Origin of the sequence: Curtobacterium sp. PhB130 (assembly GCF_003755165.1) — a bacterium.
Lineage (GTDB): Bacteria > Actinomycetota > Actinomycetes > Actinomycetales > Microbacteriaceae > Curtobacterium.
The window spans coordinates 228,712-253,583 of record NZ_RKII01000010.1 but is presented as its reverse complement, the minus strand read 5'-3'; the positions used below and the strand labels follow the sequence as shown (position 1 = coordinate 253,583).

The window sequence follows — 24,872 nt, the reverse complement described above, 5'->3', positions numbered from 1 at the left end:
ACCTCCGGTGACGACGTGGTGTGTGGTAACTCACATCGTCCCGGAGGTCTTCACTTACGTCACCCGTTCACAACGTCCCGGGGAACTACAGCTAGCGCTCGGCGCCGCCCGCACCGTGCCGGCCGCACGGCCGCCTCCGCTCGCGGCTCGTTCGACACCGCACGCGTCGATCGACTGCCGCCGTGTCGAACCATGCAGACGGATCAGGTGCGTCCGCATCCTCCGACACCGCACGCGTCGATCGACCGCCGCCGTGTCGCAATCCGCCTGCGATGCGGCGCGCGCGGCGCGTGCACGACGCCGGGGCCGCCCCGTGCACGGGGCCGGCCACCCTCGGGACGGGAGGCCCGGTGCGGGCCCGCCACGAGCCTCCAGGCCGGTGGGTGCCGCGCCCACTGCACGCCGCGGCTGGCGGCGTCGGCGCGACTCGGAACGACGCCGCAGCTGTCGTACGACAGCGCACTCGTCGCTGCACCGCGCCCGCAACGGCCGGCGCATGCAGAGAACGACATGGTCGCTGTCGTACGACAGCGACAATGTCGTTCCGGGTCGGTACCCGCCCGCCGCCCGCGCCCCCTAGAAGGTGAAGACCTGCGGGAGCAGCGGGTCGATGCCCACGGCGATGAAGAGCAGCGTCAGGTACGTGATCGAGCTGTGGAACACGCGCATCGGGTGGACGTGCTCGACGTGCTGGATCGCCCGGTTGTACAGCTTGTGCGACTCGACGACGAACCAGATCCCACCGGCCAGCGCGACGACCGTGTACAGCGGCCCCATGTGCGCGACCGGGATCAGGAGCAGCGAGCAGACCAGCGTCGCCCACGCGTAGAGGATGACCTGGAGCCCGACGACGGTGCGGCCCCGGACGACGGCGAGCATCGGCACGTCGGCGGCGTCGTAGTCGTCGCGGTACTTCATCGACAGCGGCCAGTAGTGCGGCGGCGTCCAGAGGAAGATCACCATGAAGAGGATGACCGGCGCCCAGGTGAGCGAGCCGGTGACCGCTGCCCAGCCGATGAGCACGGGCATGCAGCCCGCGGAGCCGCCCCAGACGATGTTCTGCGGGGTGCGGCGCTTCAGCCACAGCGTGTACAGGAAGACGTAGATCAGGATCGCGGCGACGCTCAGCGCGGCGGCGAGCCAGTTCACCAGGAAGCCGAGGACCGCGGTCGACCCGATGCCGAGCACCCACGAGAAGACGAGGGCTTCGCGGTCGGAGAGCTCACCGGTGACGAGCGGCCGCGTGCTCGTCCGCTTCATGAGGCGGTCGATGTCGCGGTCGATGTAGCAGTTGAACGCCGACGCGGACCCGGCGGACATCGCGCCGCCGAGCAGCGTCCAGAGGACCAGCCAGAGGTCGGGCACCCCGCGCTCGGCGAGGAACATCGTCGGTGCGGTGGTCACGAGCAGCAGCTCCATGACCCGCGGCTTCGTCAGCGAGACGTACGCTCGGACCTTGCGGGACAGCGTCGAGCGACGCTCGGTGTCTGGCCTGGTCACGGTGGCAGTCGGCAAGGGGACCCTCAGTCTGTTCGCTTCAGCTCGCACACTCGGTGGACGACGTCGTCGGCGTCCGGGCATGCGCTGACCCGGAATGTCCACGGGTCCCGGACAGTTTACGCGATGGAAGCGCCGCGATGATGCCCCGCTCCACCCGAATCGCCCCGGAGCGCCCGACACGCCCGGGTCCCGGCACCGGCGCGTCCGTGCGTAGTGAGATCGCCGCGTCACCTGGACGCCTTCTGAGTGGCGGGTCACTATGCTGGAGAGGCCTCCCGCAGTGTGCCCCGAAGACGCCGGCCTCGACGAAGCCGGTCGGCCGCCGTTGATCGGCGACTGGACAGGGCCCCGGGTGGCAACCATGTCCGTGCGATGGCACGAGCCCTCGCACATGTCGCATCAAGAAGGGTCAACATCCAAGTGGCTGAATTCACCTGGGACGCCATCGACAGGAAGGCCGTCGACACGGCCCGCGTACTCGCCGCCGATTCGGTCGAGGCCGCCGGCAACGGTCACCCCGGCACCGCGATGAGCCTCGCCCCGCTCGCACACCTCCTCTTCCAGAAGGTGATGCACCGCGACCCGAGCGACTCCACGTGGATCGGCCGTGACCGCTTCATCCTCTCCGCCGGTCACGCATCGATCCTCCAGTACGTGCAGTTCTACCTGCACGGCTACGGCCTCGAGATCGAGGACCTCCAGCACCTCCGCAAGTGGGGCTCGAAGACGCCGGGTCACCCGGAGTACGGCCACACCGACGGTGTCGAGATCACGACCGGCCCGCTCGGCCAGGGCCTCGCGTCCTCGGTCGGCTTCGCCTACGCCCAGCGCTTCGAGCGCGGTCTGTTCGACCCGGAGACCCCGGCCGGCCAGTCGGCGTTCGACCACTTCACCTACGTGATCGCCGGCGACGGTGACATGCAGGAAGGCGTCACGAACGAAGCCGGTTCCCTCGCGGGTCGCCAGCAGCTCGGCAACCTCATCGCGTTCTACGACTCGAACCAGATCTCGATCGAGGACAACACCGACATCGCCTTCTCGGAGAGCGTCCCCGAGCGCTACGAGGCGCTCGGCTGGCACGTCCAGATCGTCGACTGGAAGAAGACCGGCGAGTACTCCGAGGACGTCGAGGAGCTCTACGCCGCGATCGAGACCGCCAAGCAGGTCACCGACAAGCCGTCGCTCATCGTCCTCAAGACGATCATCGGCTGGCCGTCGCCGACCAAGCAGAACTCGGGCAAGATCCACGGTTCGGCGCTCGGCGCCGAGGAGATCAAGGGCCTCAAGGAGGTCCTCGGCTTCGACACCGAGAAGACCTTCGAGGTCGCCCCCGAGGTGCTCGAGTACACCCGCGGTGCCGTGGCCAAGGGCCAGGCGCAGCACGCCGAGTGGCAGAAGACCTTCGACGCGTGGGCCGCGGCCAACGCCGACAAGAAGGCCCTCTTCGACCGCATGCAGGCCAAGGAGCTCCCCGAGGGCCTCGAGGCAGCGCTCCCGGTGTTCAGCACCGAGAAGGCCGTCTCGACCCGTGCCGCTTCCGGCAAGGTCATCAACGCCATCGCGCCGCTGATGCCCGAGTTCTGGGGCGGTTCGGCGGACCTCGCCGAGTCGAACCTCACCACGATCGAAGGCGCGAAGTCCTTCGGTCCGGCCGAGGCGTCGACGTCGACCTGGAGCACCGACCCGTTCGGTCGCGTGCTGCACTTCGGCATCCGCGAGCACGCCATGGGCTCGATCCTCAACGGCATCGTCCTGCACGGGAACACCCGCCCCTTCGGTGGCACGTTCCTCATCTTCAGCGACTACATGCGTCCGGCGGTCCGTCTCGCCGCGCTCATGAAGGCGCCGGCGACGTACGTCTGGACCCACGACTCCATCGCCCTCGGCGAGGACGGCCCGACGCACCAGCCGATCGAGCAGCTCACCGCCCTCCGCGCGATCCCGGGTCTCGACGTCGTCCGTCCGGCCGACGCCAACGAGGTCGCGTACGCGTGGCTGACGATCCTCTCCCACACGGACCGCCCGGCCGGTCTGGCGCTCAGCCGTCAGAACCTCCCGGTGTTCGAGCGTGGCGAGGGCGACGCCTCCGGTGAGACGTTCGCGTCCGCCAAGAACGTCGCGAAGGGCGCTTACGTGCTCGCCGAGGCGCCGAACGGCACCCCGGACGTCATCCTCATCGGCTCCGGCTCCGAGGTCCAGATCGCACTCGACGCGCGCGAACAGCTGAAGAGCGAGGGCGTCAACGCCCGCGTCGTCTCGGCCCCGTCGCTCGAGTGGTTCTTCCAGCAGGACGAGGCCTACCGCGAGTCGGTGCTCCCCTCCTCGATCAAGGCCCGCGTCTCGGTCGAGGCCGGGATCGGCATGAGCTGGCGCGACATCGTCGGCGACGCCGGCCGCAGCGTCTCCATCGAGCACTTCGGTGCCTCGGCGGACTACCAGACGCTCTACAACGAGTTCGGCTTCACCACCGAGCACGTCCTCGCCGCGGCGAAGGAAACCATCGCAGCAGCATCCTGAGTGATGAGGGCCGGGTCCGTCACACGGATCCGGCCCTCCTGACGGGAGGCCCGGCGCGGCCCCGCACCGTGCCTCCCGTCCTCAGGTGGCCGCCCACAGACCCCGACTCACCAAGTCGACGAAAGAAGAGAAACACATGGCTGACACCACCCCCACCGCCGCGCTCTCCGCGGTCGGCGTGAGCATCTGGCTCGACGACCTGTCCCGCGAGCTGCTCGAGACCGGCCGTCTCGAGAACCTCATCAAGGACCGCAACGTCGTCGGCGTGACCACGAACCCGACGATCTTCGCCTCGGCCCTCGCCAAGGGCGAGCGCTACGACGCGCAGGTCAGGGAGCTCGCCGCTGCTGGCACCGACGTGACCGACGCGATCTTCGAGATCACCACCCAGGACGTCGCGAACGCGTCCGACGTCTTCAAGACGATCTACGACGAGACCAAGGGCTTCGACGGCCGCGTCTCGATCGAGGTCGAGCCGGGCCTCGCCCACGAGACCGCGAAGACCATCGAGCAGGCCAAGTTCCTGTTCGACAAGGTCGGCCGCGAGAACGTCCTCATCAAGATCCCGGCGACCCTCGAGGGCCTCGAGGCCATCACCGAGGTCATCGGCGCCGGCATCTCCGTCAACGTCACCCTGATCTTCTCGCTCGAGCGCTACCGCGCCGTCATCGACGCCTACCTCGGCGGGCTCGAGAAGGCCAAGGCCGCCGGCCACGACCTCTCGAAGATCCACTCGGTCGCGTCCTTCTTCGTGTCGCGTGTCGACTCCGAGATCGACAAGCGCCTCGACGCCGTCGGCACCGACGAGGCCAAGGCCCTGAAGTCCAAGGCCGGCATCGCCAACGCGCAGCTCGCCTACCAGGTCTGGACCGAGGCGTTCGCCTCCGAGCGTGCCCTCGGCCTCCTCGAGGCCGGCGCGAACACGCAGCGTCCGCTCTGGGCGTCGACCGGTGTCAAGGACCCGTCGCTCTCGGACACGCTCTACGTGACCGAGCTCGCCGCGCCGAGCACCGTCAACACCATGCCGGGCAAGACCCTCGAGGCCACGTTCGACCACGGTGAGATCCACGGCGACGCGATCGCCGGTTCGTTCGACGCCGCGACCGAGGTCATGGACAAGCTCGCCGCCGTCGGTATCGACTACGACGACGTCGTGGCCCTGCTCGAGAAGGAGGGCGTGGACAAGTTCAACGTCTCCTGGGGCGAGCTCGTCGACACCGTGAAGACGGCCCTCGAGAACGCCAGCAAGTAGTGACCGTCTCCATCGCCGCCAGCGGTGACGCGGCGCGGGCCATCGACCAGGTGGTCCCGCGCCTCGTCGCCGACCTGGTGGCGTCGGGCATCACCGCCCAGGACCCCGACCTCTGGGGTCCGTCGGCGGAGACCGAGGCCGCCTCGCGCCTCGGATGGGTCGAGGCGGTCGCGGTCTCGCGGCCCCTCGTCCCCCGCATCACCGCACTGCGCGACGAGCTCCGCGCCGAGGGGATCGACCACGTCGTCCTCGCCGGCATGGGCGGCTCGTCCCTGGCGCCCGAAGTCATCACCCGCACCGCGGGGGTGCCCCTCACGGTGCTCGACTCGACCGACCCGGCCCAGGTCACCGCGGCCGTCACCGACCGCCTCGACCGCACCGTGCTCGTGGTGTCGTCGAAGTCCGGCTCGACGCTCGAGACCGACTCCCAGCGCCGCGTGTACGAGCAGGCCTTCCGCGACGCGGGCATCGACCCCGCCCAGCGGATCGTCGTGGTCACGGACCCGGGCTCTCCGCTCGAGGCGTCCGCGACCGACGCCGGCTACCGCGTCTTCACGGCGGACCCCACGGTCGGCGGCCGGTACTCCGCGCTGACGGCCTTCGGGCTCGTGCCCTCGGGTCTCGCCGGGGCCGACATCGCCGAGCTCCTCGACGAGGCGGACGCCATCTCGGCGCTCCTCTCCGTCGACATCGACGAGAACCCCGGGCTCGTGCTCGGTGCGGTCCTCGCCGGCACCGAGCCGCTCCGGGACAAGATCGGCATCGTCGCGGACGGTACGCACATCATCGGCTTCGGCGACTGGATCGAACAGCTCCTCGCCGAGTCGACGGGCAAGTCCGGCCGCGGCCTCCTGCCGATCGTCCTCGACGTCGACGCCCCGGAGATCACCGCCGGCCTGCCGGACGTGCAGATCGTCCGCCTCGTCGGCTCGCGCGACGACGAACGCCACGTCGCCGACGGCGAGGTCGAGATCACCGGCACGCTCGGTGGACAGATCCTCGTGTGGGAGTACGCCGTGGCCGTCGCCGGGCGTCTGCTCGGCATCGACCCGTTCGACCAGCCCGACGTGGAGGCGGCCAAGGTCGCTGCGCGCGCGCTGCTCGAGGGCGACGGCGGTCCCGTCCCGTCGACCGCGCCCTCGTTCGAGGACCAGGGCATCGCGGTGACCGCGACCGGTCTCGAGGCCGGCAGCAGCATCGCCCAGGCCGTGACGAGCCTCCTGTCCGCCGTCGGTGACGACGGCTACGTCGCCATCCAGGCGTACGTCGACCGCGGTGTGAACCGCGAGCTCGAGGTGCTGCGGGACGTCATCGCGGAGCGCGTCGGCCGACCGGTCACCTTCGGGTACGGCCCGCGGTTCCTGCACTCCACCGGCCAGTACCACAAGGGCGGCCCCGCGACCGGGGTGTTCCTGCAGATCCTCGCGGACGACGCGGGCGACCTGCCGATCCCCGGCCGGCCGTTCACGTTCGGCCAGCTCATCCGGGCCCAGGCAGCCGGGGACGCCAGCGTCCTCGCGCAGCACGGCCGCCCGGTGCTGACGCTGTCGTCGCGGGATCTCCCCGCGTTGGCGGACGTCGTCACTGCCGCGCTCTCGGGCCCGGCAACCACTTCCTGACACCAAAAGGAGTTCACCGACAATGTCACCGGTGGCGATCACCCCGGAGCACAACCCGCTCCGGCTGCCCACGGACCGTCGACTGAACCGGATCGCGGGTCCCAGCACCCTCATCATCTTCGGCGTGACGGGCGACCTGTCCCGCAAGAAGCTGATGCCCGCGGTCTACGACCTCGCGAACCGGGGGCTCCTGCCTCCCGGGTTCGCGCTGGTCGGGTTCGCTCGACGTGACTGGGAGGACCAAGACTTCTCCCAGCTCGTCCACGACGCGGTCAAGGAGCACTCGCGTACCCCCTTCGACGAGGACGTGTGGCGCCAGCTCGAACAGGGCATCCGCTTCGTCCAGGGGTCCTTCGACGACCCCGACGCCTTCGTCCAGCTCAAGGAGACGGTCGACGCGCTCGACGCCGAACGGGGAACCCTCGGCAACCACGCGTTCTACCTCTCGATCCCGCCGAAGATGTTCCCGGTCGTCACCGAGCAGCTGAAGCTGTCCGGCCTGACCGAGAAGCAGGACGGCTCGTGGAGCCGCGTCGTCGTGGAGAAGCCCTTCGGGTCCGACCTCCGCACGGCGCGCGAGCTGAACGCCATCGTCGAGAGCGTCTTCGCTCCCGACGACGTGTTCCGCATCGACCACTACCTCGGCAAGGAGACGGTCCAGAACCTCCTGACGCTGCGGTTCGCGAACCAGATGTACGAACCCATCTGGAACTCGAACTACGTGGACCACGTGCAGATCACGATGGCCGAGGACATCGGCGTCGCCGGACGTGCCGCGTACTACGACGGCATCGGGGCGGCGCGCGACGTCATCCAGAACCACCTGCTCCAGCTCCTCGCGCTCACCGCGATGGAGGAGCCCGTCTCGTTCAAGGCCGGACACCTCCGCGCCGAGAAGGAGAAGGTCCTCTCCGCGGTTGAGCTCCCGGAGGACCTGTCGACGGCCACCGCACGCGGGCAGTACGCCGGCGGGTGGCAGGGCGGCGAGAAGGTCCTCGGCTTCCTCGAAGAGGCCGGGATGAACCCGGAGTCCGGCACGGAGACGTTCGCGGCGATCAAGCTGAACATCGCGACCCGTCGCTGGCAGGGCGTCCCGTTCTACCTCCGCGCCGGCAAGCGCCTCGGTCGCCGCGTCACCGAGATCGCGATCGTGTTCAAGCGCGTCCCCGAGGACGTCTTCGGCATCCCGCAGTCCCCCCTCGGCCAGAACGCACTCGTCATCCGCGTCCAGCCGGACGAGGGTGTGACGCTGCGCTTCGGCTCGAAGGTCCCCGGTGTCGGCACGCAGGTGCGCGACGTCACGATGGACTTCGGCTACGGCCACGCGTTCACCGAGGCATCCCCCGAGGCGTACGAGCGACTCATCCTCGACGTGCTCCTCGGCGACCCGCCGCTGTTCCCGCGGCACCAGGAGGTCGAGCTCTCCTGGAAGATCCTCGACCCCATCGAGGAGTTCTGGGCCACGCAGGGCCAGCCCGAGCAGTACCGTCCCGGGACGTGGGGTCCGGCTTCGGCCGACGACCTCCTCGCCCGCGACGGACGGACCTGGAGGCGTCCATGAAGATCGACCTGCCGAACACCACGGTCTCGAAGATCCAGAAGACCCTCGTCCACATCCGCGAAGAGGGGGGCGCGGTCGCACTCGGCCGTGTCCTCACGCTGATCATCTCGACGGCCCTCGGCCACGAGGAAGAGGCGATCGCGGCGGCGAACGAGGCATCCCGCGAGCACCCGATGCGCGTGATCATCGTGTCGAAGAACCACGGCGACATCCACTCGCCCGGTCGTCTCGACGCGCAGATCCGCGTGGGGAGCGACGCCGGCGCGAGCGAGGTCATCGTCCTCCGCGCGTACGGCGAGACGGCCACCGACGAGGAGAGCCTCGTCACCGGTCTGCTCCTGCCGGACGCCCCGGTCGTCGCCTGGTGGCCCGGGATCGCCCCGCCGAAGCCGGCGGAGTCCTCCCTCGGCCGTATCGCCCAGCGTCGCATCACGGACGCCGCAGCGCAGAAGGACCCGAGCGTCGCCATCGCGGCACTGGCCGAGTCGTACGTCCCCGGGGACACCGACTTCGCCTGGACCCGGTTGACGCTCTGGCGCAACCAGCTCGCCGCGGCGCTCGACCAGCCGCCGTACGAGCCGATCACCGGCGTCGAGGTCTCCGGTGCGAGCGACAGCCCGTCGACGATCCTCCTCGCCGCCTGGCTGCAGCTGCAGCTCCAGGTGCCGGTGTCGGTCGTCACGTCGCCCCGCGCGACCGGGTCGAGCGGCATCCACGGGGTGTCCCTCGTCCGCGAGTCGGGCACGATCGAGCTCGAGCGGTCGCTCGTCGACGTCGCCACGCTGTCCATGCCCGGACAGCCGGTCCACGATCTGTCCCTGCCACGCCGGAACCTGCGCGACTGCCTGGCGGAGGAACTCCGTAGACTCGACCCAGACGTCCTCTTCGGGGACGTCGTCAAGCACGGGGTGGCCCAGCTCCGCGATTCCGTCGCGAGCTGATCAGCCCCACAGCGGTCCGGTCGCCCGGTCCTCGTCGTCGAGACGGGGTCCGGGTCGCCCGGCTCCGTCGTCGAGACGGGGTCCGGGCGCACGGACCGACGGCGGTCACATCGGGTGGCCGCTCCACGAACACGGGAGTCACGTGACCAACGAACGGCGGGTGCTGGTGCACCCGGACAAGCAGGCCCTCGGCGCCTCCGTCGCCGCACGCTTCATCACGAAGATCATCGACGTGCTCGACGAGCAGGAGCGAGCGGACATCGCCATCAGCGGTGGTTCGGTCTCGTCCCTCGTGCTCGCCGCCATCGGTCAGTCCCAGGCGCGTGAGAGCGTCGACTGGTCGAAGGTGCACGTCTGGTGGGTCGACGAGCGCTGGGTTCCGGAAGGCGATGCCGACCGCAACATCACCGGCACGCAGACCGACTTCTTCGACCACGTGACGATCCCCGCGTCGAACATCCACCCGATGGCCGCGTCCGACGCCGGACTCACCATCGAGGACGCCGCTGCCCAGTACGAGCGCGAGCTCCAGGCAGCAGCGCCCGACTCGGCCGTCGCGCCGAAGTTCGACATCACGCTCCTCGGTGTCGGCCCGGACGGCCACACCGCGTCGCTCTTCCCGGAGTTCCCGCAGCTCTCGGTCACCGACCGCATCGTGCTGCCGGTCGACGACTCCCCCAAGCCGCCGCCGCAGCGCCTGACGCTGACCTACCCGGCGATCAACGCATCGCAGCGGGTGTGGGTCATCCTGTCCGGCGCCGAGAAGGCATCGGTGCTGGGGCTCGCCCTCGCCGGCGCCGCCGTGGACGAGGTCCCCGTCGGTGGCGTGCAGGGCCGCAAGCGCACCGTGTTCTTCGTGGACCAGGACGCCGCGCGCGACGTCCCGGAGAACCTGATCGCGTCGACCTACTAGTCACGCGTCGCTCCGACGGGAGGCCCGGTGCCAGCTGGCACCGGGCCTCCCGTCGTCCGTGGGGTGCGCCCGCCCGGCCGGCCCGTCCGGCCGACCCGTCCGACCCGGTGAGATCGCACTTCGTGTCGGGCGCGTGCGGCGCGAGACGACACGAGGTGCGATCTCGGCGACCACCGGCGACACCGGCGACCCCGGCGCCGCCCGCGCCGCGCGCAGCGCGCGCCCGCGGCATGACGAAGGCCCCCGCACCGGAGTGCGGGGGCCTTCGTGGACGAGCTACTTCGCGGTACCGCGACGCTGCCGGAGCTGCTGCAGCGCGTCTTCCAGGAGCTGCGCCGCTTCCTCTTCGGTGCGGCGCTCCTTCACGTACGCGAGGTGCGTCTTGTACGGCTCGGTCTTCGTGACCTGCGGAGGATTCTCCTTGTCACGACCGGCCGGGAGCCCGGTGGACGGCGAGTCGACCGTCTCGGGGATCTCCTCGTCGGGGAGGTTCGCGGCGAAGTACCGCACGACCTCGTTGCCGAGGGCGTCCCAGTAGGAGATCGCCACCCGCTCGGCCTGGACCCCGCGGTCCTGCTCCCCCATCGGGCCCGCGCCAACGCGCGAACCCCGGATTGCACTGCCTCCGCTTGCCATGGATCAGCTCCCCGCTGTGAACTTGTTGATGAGACCGAGCACGATGATGCTCACGATCCAGAGGAGACCGAGGATCACCGTGATCCGGTTCAGGTTGCGCTCGGCCACGCCGGACGCCCCGAGGTTGCTCGTCACACCGCCGCCGAACATGTCGGAGAGGCCGCCACCGCGGCCCTTGTGCAGGAGGATGAGGAGCGTGAGCAGGAGACTCGTGATAGCGAGGAGCACCTGCAGCACGACGGAGAGTATCGCCACGACGTACCTTTCGTGTCAGTCAGCCGTACGAGTATACCGGCCGGGCAGTGCCCGGCCGGTACCTCGTGCGGGAGTGGTGCAGAACGGGCTGCGAGAGCCGAGCGGACTGCTACAGCCCGACGTGCTGCCGGAAGCGCGCGATGGCCGCGAACTCCTGCACGTCGAGTGAAGCGCCGCCGACGAGCGCGCCGTCGATGTCGGGCTCGCGGAGGAACCCGGCGATGTTGCCGGACTTCACCGAGCCGCCGTAGAGCACCCGCGTCTCCGCGGCGATCTCGTCGCCCCAGGCCGCGGCGATGCCACGACGGAGCGCAGCGCACTCGTCCTGGGCCTGCTCGGCGGTGGCGGCCTGTCCGGAACCGATGGCCCAGACGGGCTCGTACGCCACGACGATCTCGGACGGCTTGACCGCGTCGAGCACGACCTGCAGCTGCTCGACCGGCACGACGCCGGCGCCGCGCTCGTCGCGCTGCTCACCGGTCTCGCCGACGCAGACCAGCGGGACGAGCCCGTGCTTGACGGCCGCAGCGGTCTTGGCTGCCACGACCTCGTCGGTCTCGCCGTGGATGGTCCGACGCTCGGAGTGGCCGACGATCACGTACGCGGCATCGAGTGCCGCGAGGAACGCGCCGGACACGTCGCCCGTGTAGGCGCCCGAGTCGAACTGGGACAGGTCCTGCGCGCCGAAGCGAATCGGGAGCTTGTCCGCCGAGATGAGCGTCTGCACGCTGCGGAGATCAGTGAAGGGCGGGAACACCGCGACCTCGACGTCGTCGAAGTCGTGGCGGGCGTCCTTCAGCGTCCACGCGAGCTTCTGCACGGTGGCGATGGCCTGGAGGTGGTCCAGGTTCATCTTCCAGTTGCCGGCGATGAGCGGCGTGCGGTTCATGCTGCGCCTCCCGAGAATCCAAGACGGAGCGGCGTGCGGGTCATGCGGACCACCCCAGTGCTTCGAGGCCGGGTAGCGACTTGCCCTCGAGGAACTCGAGGCTCGCGCCACCGCCAGTCGAGATGTGGCCGAACTGGTCGTCGGTGAACCCGAGCGACCGGACCGCAGCGGCCGAGTCACCACCGCCGACGACCCCGAGGCCGTCGACCTCGGTGAGCGCCTGCGCGACGGTCTTGGTGCCCGCGGCGAAGGCCGGGAACTCGAACACGCCCATCGGGCCGTTCCAGAACACGGTCTTCGAGGAGGAGACCGCCGCAGCGAAGCGAGCAGCCGTCTCCGGGCCGATGTCCAGCCCGATGCCGTCGGCGCCGAACGAGGAGGACTCGATGGCGTCGGCGGCGACCGTCTCGTGGTCGGCGTCGGCCGAGAAGCCGGACGCCACGACGACGTCGGTCGGCAGGTCGATCGTGACGCCGAGCTCCTTCGCCCGCGAGAGGTACTCCCGGACGACGTCGAGCTGGTCCTGCTCGAGCAGGGACTTGGCGACGCCGTGGCCCTGTGCGGCGAGGAACGTGAAGAGCATCCCGCCACCGATGCAGAGCGTGTCCACCTGCGGCAGCAGGTGGTCGATCACGCCGAGCTTGTCGCTGACCTTCGAGCCGCCGAGGACGACCGTGTAGGGCCGCTCCGGGTTCTTGGTCAGTCGCTCGAGCACGCGGAGTTCGGTCTCGATGAGCTCACCGGCCGCCGAGGGCAGCGCGGATGCGAGCTCGTACACGGAGGCCTGCTTGCGGTGCACGACGCCGAACCCGTCCGACACGAAGGCGTCGGCGAGGGCGGCGATGCGGTCCGCGAAGGCACCGCGATCGGCGGCGTCCTTGGAGGTCTCCTCCGGGTTGAACCGGAGGTTCTCGAGCAGCAGGACGTCGCCGTCCCCGAGGGCCTCGGCAGCGGCGGTCGCGTCGTCACCGACGGTCTCGCCGACGAACGTGACCTCTTTCCCGAGCAGCTCGGAGAGCCGCTGGGCCACCGGCGCGAGTGAGAACTCGGGCTTGGGCTCGCCGTCGGGACGGCCGAGGTGGGAGATCACGATGACGCGCGCTCCGGCGTTGATGAGCGTGTTCAGCGTGCCGAGCGACGCCCGCACGCGGCCGTCGTCCGTGATGACGCCGTCCTTGAGCGGGACGTTGAGGTCACAGCGGACGACGACGCGCTTGCCGGAGAGGTCGCCGAGGCTCTCGAGGGTGCGGAGACTCATGCTCAGAGTCGCTCGCCCACGTACTCGGTGAGGTCGACGAGGCGGTTCGAGTAGCCCCACTCGTTGTCGTACCACGAGGTGATCTTCACGAGGCCGCCGATGACCTTGGTCAGGCCGGAGTCGTAGATCGAGGAGTGCGGGTCCGTGGTGATGTCGGTCGACACCAGCGGGTCCTCGCTGTAGAGCAGGATGCCCTTGAGGGGGCCCTCAGCGGCTTCCTTGTACGCGGCGTTGATCTCGTCGACCGTGACCTCGGACTTGGTCTCGAGCGTGAGGTCGGTGATCGACCCGGTCGGGACCGGCACGCGGAGCGCGAAGCCGTCGAGCTTGCCGGCGAGCTCCGGGAGGACGAGGCCGATGGCCTTCGCCGCACCGGTGGAGGTCGGCACGATGTTCAGGGCCGCGGCACGGGCGCGACGCGGGTCCTTGTGCGGGCCGTCCTGCAGGTTCTGGTCCGCGGTGTAGGCGTGGACCGTCGTCATGAGACCGCGCTCGATGCCGAACTTGTCGTGGAACACCTTGGCGAGCGGCGCGAGGCTGTTCGTGGTGCAGGACGCGTTCGAGATGATGTTGTGGTTCGCCGGGTCGTACTGGTCCTCGTTCACGCCGAGCACGATGGTGACGTCGTCACCCGTGGCCGGGGCGGAGATGATGACCTTCTTGGCGCCCGCGTCGATGTGCTTCTGCGCATCGGCGGCCTTGGTGAAGAAGCCGGTCGACTCGATGACGATGTCGACGCCCAGCTCGCCCCAGGGGAGGTTGGCGGGGTCGCGCTCCGCGAGGACCTTGATCGGCTTGCCGTCGACGACGATGTTGTCGCCGTCGAGCTCGACCGTGGCGGGGAGCTTGCCCGTGATCGAGTCGAACTTGAGCAGGTTCGCCAGGGAGGCGTTGTCGGTGAGGTCGTTCACCGCCACGATCTCGAGGTCGCTGCCCTTGGCCAGAGCGGCCCGGAAGAAGTTACGGCCGATGCGGCCGAAGCCGTTGATACCGATCTTGACGGTCAATGGATCTCCTGGTGGGTGTGGAGCGCCCAGGGGGCGCTGCTTTCGGAGGCGCAGACCCTCTGCGGGTCCGCGTGTGGTGGACGATACGCCCCGTAACGTCGCCGTAACGACCCTAGCAGTCGGGGGATCAGCCCCCGCCCGTGTGACGTCCAGGAACCGCAGGGCCGCGGCGACCGGTCAGGCGCCCTCGAGCTCCTCGGGGACGCTGGCCTCGGTGCCGGGCACGTTCAGCTCGACGGCACGCTTGTCGGCCATCGCCAGGAGGCGGCGGATGCGGCCGGCGATGGCGTCCTTCGTCATGGGCGGGTCCGCGTGCTGGCCGAGCTCGTCGAGCGAGGCGTCACGGTGCGCGAGGCGCAGGGAGCCCGCGTACTGCAGGTGGTCGGGGACCTCGTCGCCGAGGATCTCGAGCGCACGCTCGACCCGGGCGCACGCGGCGACGGCGGCCTGGGCGGAGCGGCGGAGGTTCGCGTCGTCGAAGTTGACGAGGCGGTTCGCGGTGGCGCGGACCTCGCGGCGCTGCCGCATCTCCTCCCACTCCGCGGTGGTGCGGGCGGCGCCCATCACGGTGAGCATCTGGCCGATGGCCTCGCCGTCGCGGATGACGACGCGGTGCACCCCGCGGACCTCACGGCCCTTCGCGGCGACACCGAGGCGCGACGCGGCTCCCACCAGGGCCATCGCTGCTTCGTTGCCGGGGCAGGTGACCTCGAGCGCGGCTGCCCGGCCCGGGTCGGTGAGGGTGCCGGCGGCGAGGAAGGCACCGCGCCAGATCGCGGCGAGGTCCTCGCGGTTGCCGGTGGTCAGGCGGTTCGGGAGGCCGCGGACCGGACGACGACGGGCGTCCATCAGGCCGGTCTGGCGCGCGAGGGTCTCCCCCGCTTCGAGCACGCGGACCAGGTAGCGGGTGCCGCGACGGGCGGATGCCGAGGACCCCACCGACGCCTCGCTCCGGACGCCGTACAGCTCGGCGAGGTCCTTGCGGACCCGGTGCACGATGATCCGGGTGTCCAGCTCGACCTCGACGGCGATCCTGCCGGAGATGACGTGCAGGCCACCCGCGAACCGCAGGATGGTCGCGAGTTCGGCGGCACGGACCGTGTTGCGGCCCACGACGACCCTGGCCAGTTCGTCCTTGACCTCGGCAGTCAACGGCACAGCATCATTCCTAACGTTCATCTGGTGGTGGGGGGACCGTGGCCCGGTGGCGCGCACGTGTTGAGCGGCCGGTGGGACGGTCACTCCCGGCCGAGATCTCGGTTCTTCACACGCACGGCGACGTTGGGCATCCCACGGAGGAGGCTCGCCAACTCGGCGACGATGGCGACCGAGCGGTGCTTCCCGCCGGTACAGCCGATGGCGATCGTAGCGTGTCTTTTGTTCTCGCGCTGGTACCCCTCGAGCACGGGCTCGAGCACGGAGGCGTACCGGTCGACGAACGGACGGGCTCCGGACTGTGCCAGGACGTAGTCGGAGACCGGCTTGTCGAGGCCGGTGTGGGACCGCAGTTCCGGGACCCAGTAGGGGTTCGGGATGAAGCGGACGTCGGCCACCATGTCCGCGTCGGCGGGCAGCCCGTACTTGAACCCGAAGCTCATCAGGGTGACCTGGACGCCGGTGAACCGGTCCTCGGCGAACTTCTCGGTCACCGTGTTCGCGAGTTGGTGGATGTTCAGGTCGGACGTGTCGATGATCACGTCGGACGCCTCGCGCAGGCCGAGCAGCCGGGTGCGCTCCCGGGCGATGCCGTCGAGGAGCGTGTCCTCCCCCTGCAGCGGGTGCGGCCGGCGGACCTGCTCGAACCGGCGGACGAGCACCTGGTCGGTCGCCTCGAGGAAGAGCATGCGGACCCGCGCCGACGTCGAGGACCGGAGCTGCTCGACCGCGTGGTCCGGGTCGGTGAAGTACCGCTCACCGCGGACGTCGACGACGACGGCGAGCTTCGGGATCTTCTCACCAGCCCGGTCCGCCAGGTCGGTCAGCGTGGCGAGCATCTGCGTCGGCAGGTTGTCGACCACGTACCAGTCGAGGTCCTCGAGCGCCTTGCCGACGGTCGAGCGCCCGGCACCGGACATCCCGGTGACGATGAGGACGTCGTGCTGGGGCTTCGGTTCGGTGTCGGTCATCTGGGAGATGTGCTCCGTCGTCGCTGCCCGGGCGCGTCGCCCGAGCGGTCGTGTGGCCCGCGTGAGCGGCCCGGTGGTCTGTTGCTCGGCGACCAGGCTATCGCCCGGCGCGTGGGTGCGCTCCGGGCGGCCTGGAGGCTCCTGGTGGCGTCATGCAGGCAGGTGCGGACCGTCGCTGGTCACCGCTGGGACCCGCACCGGGCCTCCAGACCGGATCACGTCCGACGCATCGGACGCTTCCGACGGGACCGGTGCGCTCGTCGGGGTCGGGCCGGTCGGCGTGCTCGCCGGGACGGTCTGCAGCTTCCGGACCACCGCGGCGGCGGTCGCCGGGCCGACGCCCGGGACCTCGCCGATCTCCTCGGCGGTGGCGGACCGCAGGCGCGTCACCGAGCCGAAGTGCTTCAGGAGCGCACTGACGCGGCTCGGGCCGAGGCCGGGGATCTCGGAGAGCTGCGTCCGGACGTCCCGCTTCCGGCGGCCGCGCTGGTGCGTGATCGCGAAGCGGTGCGCCTCGTCGCGGATGCGCTGGATGAGGAAGAGCGCCTCCGAGTTGCGCGGCAGGATCACCGGGAAGTCGTCGTCGGGGAGCCAGAGTTCCTCGAGCCGCTTCGCGATGCCGACGAGCGCGATGTCCCGCACGCCGGCTTCGTCCATCGCCCGCTTCGCCGCCTGCACCTGCGGCTGCCCGCCGTCCACGATGAGCAGCTGCGGGCGGTACGCGAACCGCTTCGTCGGCTTCTCCACCGCGACCACGCCGTCCGCGTTCTGGTCCGGCTGGTCCGGGAGCTCGGCGTCCTCGTCGAGGCGCGCCAGACGCCGGGTGAGCACCTGGTGCATGCTGTCCGTGTCGTCGCGGGTCTCCGCGATCGAGTAGCGGCGGTACTGGTCCTTGCGGGGCAGGCCGTCCTCGAACACCACCATCGAGGCCACCACGTTGGTGCCCTGCAGGTGCGAGATGTCGTAGCACTCCATGCGCAGCGGGGCCTCGGTCATGCCGAGGGCGTCCTGGATGTCCGCGAGTGCTGCCGCTCGGGTGGTGTAGTCGGCGGAGCGCTTGGTCTTGTAGAGCATCAGGGCCTGCTGCGCGTTCTGCGACGCGGTGCGCGCGAGTCCCGCCCGGTCGCCGCGCTGGGCGGTGCTGAGCTTGGTCCCGCGGCCACCACGACGTTCGCTGAGCCACTGCTGCAGGGCGTCGGCGTCCTCCGGGAGTTCCGGGACGACGACTTCGCGCGGGGGTTCCTCGGTCGTCGGACTGTGCAGCGCTCCGGCTGCCCGCGGCGACAGCTCGCCATCGGCATAGACGCCCTGGACGATCTGCTCCACCAGGTCCCCGGTCGTGATGTCGAGTTCCTTGTCCACGACCCAGCCGCGCACACCGCGGATGCGGCCACCGCGGACGGAGAACAGCTGCACCGCGGCCGCCAGTTCGTCCTCGGCGATGCCGAACAGGTCGAGGTCGACGGAGTCCCGGAGGACCACCGCGGACTTCTCCAGCACGGCTTCGAGCGCTTCGACCTGGTCGCGGTACTTGGCGGCCTGCTCGTACTGCATCGCGTCCGCCGATGCGCCCATCCGCTGCCGGAGCTCGGTGATCACCCGACGGTCGTAGCTGTTCATGAATCGCACGAACTCCTCGACCAGGGCACGGTGCTCGGCGATCGTCACGCGCTGCGAACAGGGTCCGCCGCACTTGCCGATCTGCCCCGGGAAGCACGGCTTGCCCGTCTGCATCGCGCGCTTGTAGGACGAGTCCGAGCAGGTGCGGATCGGGAACACCTTGATCATCAGGTCGATGGTGTCGTGCACGGCCCAGATCTTCGGGTACGGCCCGAAGTACTTCGCGCCCTTGATCTTCCGGTTCCGCGTGACCATCACCCGCGGGGCTTCGTCGCCGAGGGTGATCGCCATGTACGGGTACGACTTGTCGTCCCGGAACTTGACGTTGAAGGGCGGGTCGAACTCCTTGATCCAGGTGTACTCGAGCTGCAGCGCCTCGATCTCGGAGCCGACCGTCGTCCACTCGACGCTCTTCGCCGTCAGGACCATTCGCCGCGTGCGCTCGTGCAGCGTCGGCAGGGGCGCGAAGTAGTTGCTCAGCCGTGCGCGGAGGTTCTTCGCCTTGCCGACGTAGAGCACGCGGCCGTTGCCGTCACGCCAGCGGTAGACGCCCGGGTCGGTCGGGATGTCCCCCGCCTTCGGGCGCCACGAGACGGTGTCCGCCACCTACCGAGCACCCGCCTTCTGCTTGTCCGACTGCTTGTCCGCGGTCTGCTTGTCCGCGCCGCTGCTCCGCTTGAGGGCACCGAGCTTGGTCTCGTCGACCTTGCGCGCGCCGACCGAACGCTCCTTGCCCACGCGGGCGTCCTGCGCCTCGAGGATCTCACGGAGGAAGACGCCCGTGTGGCTCTCGGGGACGTCGGCGACGTGCTCCGGGGTGCCGGTCGCGAGGACCGTGCCGCCACCCGAGCCGCCTTCCGGACCCATGTCGATGAGCCAGTCGGCGGACTTGATGACGTCGAGGTTGTGCTCGATCGTGATGACCGTGTTGCCCTTGTCGACCAGGCCTTGCAGCACGAGGAGCAGCTTCCGCACGTCTTCGAAGTGCAGACCCGTGGTCGGCTCGTCGAGGACGTACACCGTGCGGCCGTTCGAGCGGCGCTGGAGCTCCGTCGCGAGCTTCACGCGCTGGGCTTCGCCGCCGGACAGGGTCGTGGCGCTCTGGCCGAGCCGCACGTAGCCGAGGCCCACGTCGACGAGGGTCGCCATGTACCGGTGGATCGCGGAGATCGGCTCGAAGAACTCGGCCGCTTCGCTGATCGGCATGTCCAGGACCTCGGAGATGTCCTTGCCCTTGTAGTGCACCTGCAGCGTCTCGCGGTTGTAGCGTGCGCCACCGCAGACTTCGCACGCGACGTACACGTCGGGCAGGAAGTTCATCTCGATCTTGATCGTGCCGTCACCGGAGCAGTTCTCGCAGCGACCGCCCTTGACGTTGAAGCTGAAGCGGCCGGGCAGGTAGCCGCGGGCCTTCGCTTCGGGGGTCTCCGCGAAGAGCTGCCGGATGCGGTCGAACACCCCGGTGTAGGTCGCCGGGTTCGAGCGCGGGGTGCGGCCGATCGGGGCCTGGTCGACGTGCACGACCTTGTCGAGCTGGTCGAGGCCCTTCACGCGGGTGTGCTTGCCGGCGATGTGCCGTGCGCCGTTGAGCTGGTTCGCGAGCACCTTGTAGAGGATGTCGTTGACGAGCGTCGACTTGCCGGAGCCGCTGACGCCGGTCACCGCCGTGAACACGCCGAGCGGGAAGTCGACGTCCACTTCCTTGAGGTTGTTCGCGCGGGCGCCCTGCACGCTGATCACGCGCTTCTTGTTGATCTTCCGGCGCTCGCTCGGCATCTCGATCGCCCGGCGACCGGCGAGGTAGTCCCCCGTGATCGACTCGCGGTTCTCGATCATCTCGTCGTAGGAACCCGAGTGCACGACGTTGCCGCCGTTCACGCCGGCACCGGGGCCGATGTCGACGACCCAGTCGGCCGTCCGGATCGTGTCTTCGTCGTGCTCGACGACGATGAGCGTGTTCCCGAGGTTCTTCAGCTTGACGAGGGTGTCGATGAGGCGCCGGTTGTCGCGCTGGTGCAGCCCGATGCTCGGCTCGTCGAGGACGTAGAGCACGCCGGTCAGGCCGGAACCGATCTGGGTCGCCAGTCGGATGCGCTGCGCTTCGCCGCCGGACAGGGACCCCGCCCCGCGCGAGAGCGTGAGGTAGTTCAGCCCGACCTCGAGCAGGAACTCGAGGCGCGCCCGGATCTCCCGCAGGACCGCCGCCGCGATGTGGGCTTCGCGATCCGTCAGGGTCAGGGTCTCCATGAAGGAGTACGCGTCGTCAAGGCTCAGCTCGGTGACGTCGGCGATGCTGCGGTCCGCGACGGTCACGCCGAGCACCTCGGGCTTGAGGCGCGTGCCGTCGCACACCGGGCACGGCACTTCACGCAGGTAGCCCTGGAAGCGCTGCCGCTGCGAGTCCGACTCGGCTTCGGCGAACTTGCGCTCGATGTAGGGCATCACGCCCTCGAACCCGCTGGTGTAGCGCATCTCGCGACCGAACCGGTTGCGCCAGGACACCGAGACCTCGAAGTCCTTGCCGGTCAGGATCGCTGCCTGGACCTTCGGGTCGAGCTGGTTCCACGGGGTGTCCAGGCGGAAGCCGAGTTCCTTGCCGAGGCCAGCCAGGAGCTTCTCGAAGTAGGAGTACAGGCCGCTGGTGCCCGTCCAGGGCAGCAGCACGCCGTCGGCGAGGGAGGCTTCGGGGTCGCCGAGCACCAGGTCCGGGTCGACCGACATGCGCGTGCCGAGGCCAGAGCACTCCGGGCACGCACCGAACGGCGCGTTGAACGAGAACGTCCGCGGCTCGATCTCGGTGAGGGCGAGCGGGTGGTTGTTCGGGCAGGACAGGTTCTCCGAGTAGGTCCGGACCGCGCCGGGCCCTTCGTGGTCGACGAGGTCGATCGCGACGGTGCCGTTCGTCAGGCGCAGGGCGGTCTCGAGGGAGTCGGTCAGACGCCCGAGGATGTCGTCACTGGCCACCAGGCGGTCGACGATCACCGAGATGTCGTGCTTGACCTGCTTCTTCAGCGTGGGCGGGCTGCTCAGCTGGATGCGCTCACCGTCCACGATGGCGCGCGAGTAGCCGGACGCGGCGAGCTCCTGGAAGAGGTCGACGAACTCGCCCTTCTTCTTGGACACGATCGGCGCGAGGACCTGGAACCGGGTGCCGGTCTCCTGCGTCATCAGCTGGTCGGCGATCTGCTGCACGCTCTGCTTGCTGATCACCTCACCGCAGACGGGGCAGTGCGGGATGCCGATGCGCGCCCAGAGCAGACGCATGTAGTCGTAGACCTCGGTGATGGTGCCGACGGTCGAGCGCGGGTTGCGGTTCGTGGACTTCTGGTCGATCGACACCGCGGGCGAGAGCCCCTCGATGAAGTCGACGTCGGGTCGGTCCACCTGCCCGAGGAACTGCCGGGCGTACGCCGACAGGGACTCCACGTAGCGCCGCTGCCCCTCGGCGAAGATCGTGTCGAACGCCAACGAGGACTTGCCCGACCCAGACAGGCCGGTGAACACGACGAGGGAGTCGCGCGGGATCTCGAGGTCGACGTCGCGGAGGTTGTGCACGCGCGCACCGCGGACGCTGAGCGTCGAGGTGCTGTGCGGTGCCGTCCCACCGGGGAGGTGCAGGTCTGCGGGCTCGAGGTCCACGGATTCGCCGAATGCGTTCCGGCCGGCGGTCGCGGAGTCACGATCAGAGGTGATGGTCATCACCGACGATTCTACGAACCGGGTCCGACATTCGCCCGCGCGCGGCGCTCACACGAGTGCGTCGAGAGCGAACGCCACCCCCGAGGCGCGCTCGCTGGCCACCCAGAGCCGGGCTGCTTCGGTGCGGTCGTGGGCGCGGGGCTGCGCCCGGACCACGGCGGCCGGCCCCCGGAGCTGCATGAACCCCGCCGGTCCCCAGTACTGCCCCGAGCGGACCGCGTCCGGCCCGTCGGCGGCACCGACGGCCGCGTGCACGATCGGCAGGGCGCCGGCGTCCTTGCCCTGCGCGTACAGGCGCTGCCCCGGACGGGTCCAGCCGGGCTCGGTGCGCGCCGGCGCGACGAGCGGCCGGGACGGAGCCAGCGCGTCGAGCGACAGCCCCGGGTGTGCGACGACGCTCGACACCGAGGATCCGGCGTCGGCCAGGCGCTCGGCCAGCTCGAACCCGAACAGCATCACCGCGAGCTTGCTCCGGCCGTACTGCCCGTAACTCGAGTAGCGCCCGACCCGCAACGGGTCACCGGGGTCGAGGGACGCCCAGCGGTGCGCGATCGACCCGAGGTGCACGACCCGGCCGGCGGACTGCTCGAGCAGGGGCAGGACGAGCCCGGTGAGCGCGAAGTGCCCGAGGTGGTTCGTCCCGACCTGCAGCTCGAACCCCTGCGCGGTGGAGCGCCGGGTACCGGAACCGACGACGCCGGCGTTGTTCACCAGCGCGTCGACGGGGCCACGCCCGCCGAGGTCGTCCGCAGCAGCCCGCACGCTGTCGAGGTCCGCGAGGTCGACGTGCAGGTGTTCCAGCGCAGCGTCCGGCACGTGCTGCCGGATGCTCCGCTCCGCGGCGTCGGCGCGCTCCGGACTGCGGGTCGCGAGCACCACACGGTGCCCGGCGGCGGCGAGCTGCTCCGCCGCCCAGTAGCCGAGCCCCGCGCTGGCGCCCGTGACGACGACGCGGCGCTCAGTTGACATGCCCGGCCGACTCCATCTGTCGCAGCGCCTTCTTGAGGTCCTGGACCTCGTCGCGGAGCCGTGCCGCGAGCTCGAACTTCAGCTCGGCCGCTGCCTGCAGCATCTGGTCGTTGAGGTCCGCGATGGTCGCTTCGAGCTGCGTCGCACCTTCGCCCGCGATGCCGGTGCGCTTGAGCGACGGCGTCGGCGACCGCTTGCCGTCCCGCGCGCTGCTGTTCCGGCGTTCGAGGAGTTCCTTGGTGTCGTCGTTCTCGCGCGCCAGTGCCTCGGTGATGTCGCCGATCTTCTTGCGGAGCGGCTGCGGGTCGATGCCGTGCTCGAGGTTGTACGCGACCTGCTTCTCACGACGGCGGTCGGTCTCCTCGATCGCCTGCTTCATGGAGTCGGTCATCTTGTCCGCGTACATCAGCACCTGACCGGAGACGTTGCGGGCGGCACGACCGATGGTCTGGATGAGCGAGGTCGACGAGCGCAGGAAGCCTTCCTTGTCGGCGTCGAGGATCGCGACGAGGGACACCTCGGGCAGGTCGAGGCCCTCACGCAGCAGGTTGATGCCGACGAGCACGTCGTAGACGCCCTGCCGCAGCTCGGTCAGGAGCTCGACGCGCTTCAGGGTGTCGACGTCGGAGTGCAGGTACCGCACCCGCACGCCGGCGTTCCCGAGGAAGTCCGTCAGCTCTTCGGCCATGCGCTTGGTGAGCGTGGTGACGAGCACGCGCTCGTCCTTCTCGACGCGGACCTGGATCTCTTCGAGCAGGTCGTCGATCTGGCCGTCCGAGGGCTTGATGACGATCTCCGGGTCGACCAGGCCGGTCGGGCGGATGATCTGCTCGACGACGCTGTCCGTGATCCCGAGCTCGTACCGTCCGGGCGTCGCCGAGAGGTAGACCTTCTGGCCCGCGCGCTCGAGGAACTCTTCCCACCGCAGGGGGCGGTTGTCCATCGCGCTCGGGAGCCGGAAGCCGTGTTCCACGAGCGTGCGCTTGCGGGAGGCGTCGCCTTCGTACATCGCGCCGATCTGCGGGACGGTGACGTGCGACTCGTCGATCACGATGAGGAAGTCGTCCGCGAAGTAGTCGAGGAGGCAGTGCGGGGCTTCCCCCGGCATCCGGCCGTCGACGTGCCGGGAGTAGTTCTCGATGCCGGAGCAGAACCCGATCTGCTCCATCATCTCGATGTCGAACGTGGTGCGCATCCGGAGCCGCTGGGCCTCGAGCAGCTTGCCCTGGCCTTCGAGCTCGGCGAGCCGCTCGGCCAGTTCTTCCTTGATGGTGCCGATTGCGCGGTGCATCACGTCGGTGTCGGCGACGTAGTGCGACGCCGGGAAGATCGACACGGCGTCGAGGTCTTCGATCACGTTGCCCGTGAGCGGGTGCAGCGAGCTGAGCGCTTCCACTTCGTCGCCGAACATCTCGATGCGGATCGCGTGCTCTTCGTACATCGGGATGATCTCGATGGTGTCGCCGCGCACGCGGAAGGTGCCGCGGGCGAAGTCGACGTCGTTGCGCTGGTACTGCATCGCGACGAACCGGCGGACGAGCTGGTCGCGGGAGATCGTCTGGCCGCGGGTCAGCGCCACCGAGGCGTTCATGTACTGCTCCGGCGTGCCGAGGCCGTAGATGCAGGAGACCGTCGAGACCACGACGACGTCGCGCCGGCTGAGCAGCGAGTTCGTGGTGGAGTGCCGGAGGCGCTCGACCTCGGCGTTGACCGAGGAGTCCTTCTCGATGAAGGTGTCCGTCTGCGGGACGTACGCCTCGGGCTGGTAGTAGTCGTAGTACGAGACGAAGTACTCGACCGCGTTGTTCGGCAGGAGGCTGCGGAACTCCGTCGCGAGCTGCGCCGCGAGGGTCTTGTTGTGCGCGAGGACGAGCGTCGGACGCTGCACCTGCTCGATCAGCCACGCGGTGGTCGCGGACTTGCCGGTACCGGTCGCGCCGAGGAGCACCACGTCGGTCTCACCGGCGTTGATCCGGCCTGCGAGTTCGGCGATCGCCGCGGGCTGGTCGCCGCTCGGCGAGTACTCGCTGATCACCTCGAACGGGCGGACCGCGCGGGTGGGTTCGATTGCCACTGCCATGCCCTCAATGCTAGGCGGGGCCACCGACAG

At 69.7% G+C, this 24,872-nt stretch carries 18 protein-coding genes; 6 read left to right on the top strand and 12 right to left on the bottom strand.

Annotated features, from left to right (window positions below; all coding sequences use genetic code 11):
• Positions 1–576: 576 nt before the first annotated feature.
• A complete protein-coding gene (locus tag EDF24_RS16865; protein WP_123653509.1) occupies positions 577–1,500 on the bottom strand; it encodes a heme o synthase in 924 nt (307 codons plus the stop codon).
• Positions 1,501–1,920: 420 nt separating this feature from the next.
• On the opposite strand from EDF24_RS16865, the gene tkt reads away from it, so the two are divergent.
• The 6 genes from tkt to pgl all read left to right on the top strand — a co-directional run bounded on the left by tkt (position 1,921) and on the right by pgl (position 10,303).
• The gene (gene tkt / locus EDF24_RS16860; RefSeq protein WP_123704363.1) at positions 1,921–4,017 is read left to right on the top strand and encodes a transketolase; all 2,097 of its coding nucleotides are present in this window, start codon (positions 1,921–1,923) and stop codon (positions 4,015–4,017) included.
• A gap of 136 nt (positions 4,018–4,153) precedes the next feature.
• Entirely contained in the window at positions 4,154–5,269 is a 1,116-nt protein-coding gene (gene tal, locus EDF24_RS16855) for a transaldolase (protein ID WP_123704361.1), read from the top strand.
• Positions 5,269–6,888 carry a glucose-6-phosphate isomerase gene (locus EDF24_RS16850; protein WP_123704359.1) on the top strand — a complete coding sequence of 540 codons (1,620 nt, stop codon included), beginning with the start codon at positions 5,269–5,271 and terminating at the stop codon, positions 6,886–6,888. The genes tal and EDF24_RS16850 overlap by 1 nt, the downstream gene beginning before the upstream one ends.
• 22 nt (positions 6,889–6,910) lie before the next feature.
• Positions 6,911–8,449: a glucose-6-phosphate dehydrogenase gene (zwf, locus tag EDF24_RS16845; protein ID WP_123704357.1), complete on the top strand. Its 1,539-nt coding sequence runs from the start codon at positions 6,911–6,913 to the stop codon at positions 8,447–8,449.
• A complete protein-coding gene (locus tag EDF24_RS16840) occupies positions 8,446–9,390 on the top strand; it encodes a glucose-6-phosphate dehydrogenase assembly protein OpcA (RefSeq protein WP_123653514.1) in 945 nt (314 codons plus the stop codon). Before zwf ends, EDF24_RS16840 begins: the two co-directional genes overlap by 4 nt.
• A 142-nt stretch (positions 9,391–9,532) precedes the next feature.
• Complete coding sequence (gene pgl, locus EDF24_RS16835) at positions 9,533–10,303, top strand: 6-phosphogluconolactonase (RefSeq protein WP_123653515.1); 771 nt, start codon at positions 9,533–9,535, stop codon at positions 10,301–10,303.
• A 276-nt stretch (positions 10,304–10,579) separates the two neighbouring features.
• Here the strand turns inward: pgl and EDF24_RS16830 are convergent, their stop codons facing one another.
• The 11 genes from EDF24_RS16830 to uvrB all read right to left on the bottom strand — a co-directional run bounded on the left by EDF24_RS16830 (position 10,580) and on the right by uvrB (position 24,830).
• The gene (locus EDF24_RS16830) at positions 10,580–10,939 is read right to left on the bottom strand and encodes an RNA polymerase-binding protein RbpA (protein ID WP_123653516.1); all 360 of its coding nucleotides are present in this window, start codon (positions 10,937–10,939) and stop codon (positions 10,580–10,582) included.
• Between the two features lie 3 nt (positions 10,940–10,942).
• A complete protein-coding gene (gene secG / locus EDF24_RS16825) occupies positions 10,943–11,194 on the bottom strand; it encodes a preprotein translocase subunit SecG (RefSeq protein WP_056124375.1) in 252 nt (83 codons plus the stop codon).
• Between the two features lie 109 nt (positions 11,195–11,303).
• Positions 11,304–12,083: a triose-phosphate isomerase gene (gene tpiA / locus EDF24_RS16820; RefSeq protein ID WP_123704355.1), complete on the bottom strand. Its 780-nt coding sequence runs from the start codon at positions 12,081–12,083 to the stop codon at positions 11,304–11,306.
• 40 nt (positions 12,084–12,123) lie between these two features.
• Positions 12,124–13,341: a phosphoglycerate kinase gene (locus EDF24_RS16815; protein ID WP_123704353.1), complete on the bottom strand. Its 1,218-nt coding sequence runs from the start codon at positions 13,339–13,341 to the stop codon at positions 12,124–12,126.
• A gap of 2 nt (positions 13,342–13,343) precedes the next feature.
• Positions 13,344–14,348: a type I glyceraldehyde-3-phosphate dehydrogenase gene (gene gap / locus EDF24_RS16810; RefSeq protein ID WP_123653519.1), complete on the bottom strand. Its 1,005-nt coding sequence runs from the start codon at positions 14,346–14,348 to the stop codon at positions 13,344–13,346.
• Between the two features lie 177 nt (positions 14,349–14,525).
• Positions 14,526–15,506 carry a DNA-binding protein WhiA gene (gene whiA / locus EDF24_RS16805; protein ID WP_123653520.1) on the bottom strand — a complete coding sequence of 327 codons (981 nt, stop codon included), beginning with the start codon at positions 15,504–15,506 and terminating at the stop codon, positions 14,526–14,528.
• Positions 15,507–15,586: 80 nt separating this feature from the next.
• On the bottom strand, positions 15,587–16,474 hold the full coding sequence (gene rapZ / locus EDF24_RS16800) for an RNase adapter RapZ (RefSeq protein WP_123704351.1): 888 nt from the start codon (positions 16,472–16,474) through the stop codon (positions 15,587–15,589).
• Positions 16,475–16,624: 150 nt separating this feature from the next.
• The gene (uvrC, locus tag EDF24_RS16795; protein ID WP_123704349.1) at positions 16,625–18,700 is read right to left on the bottom strand and encodes an excinuclease ABC subunit UvrC; all 2,076 of its coding nucleotides are present in this window, start codon (positions 18,698–18,700) and stop codon (positions 16,625–16,627) included.
• A complete protein-coding gene (gene uvrA / locus EDF24_RS16790) occupies positions 18,701–21,793 on the bottom strand; it encodes an excinuclease ABC subunit UvrA (protein ID WP_123704347.1) in 3,093 nt (1,030 codons plus the stop codon).
• A 48-nt stretch (positions 21,794–21,841) separates the two neighbouring features.
• Positions 21,842–22,762, bottom strand: a complete 921-nt coding sequence (locus EDF24_RS16785) for an SDR family NAD(P)-dependent oxidoreductase (RefSeq protein ID WP_123704345.1) — start codon at positions 22,760–22,762, stop codon at positions 21,842–21,844.
• Positions 22,752–24,830: an excinuclease ABC subunit UvrB gene (gene uvrB, locus EDF24_RS16780; protein ID WP_123653857.1), complete on the bottom strand. Its 2,079-nt coding sequence runs from the start codon at positions 24,828–24,830 to the stop codon at positions 22,752–22,754. Before uvrB ends, EDF24_RS16785 begins: the two co-directional genes overlap by 11 nt.
• Between the last annotated feature and the right edge of the window lie 42 nt (positions 24,831–24,872).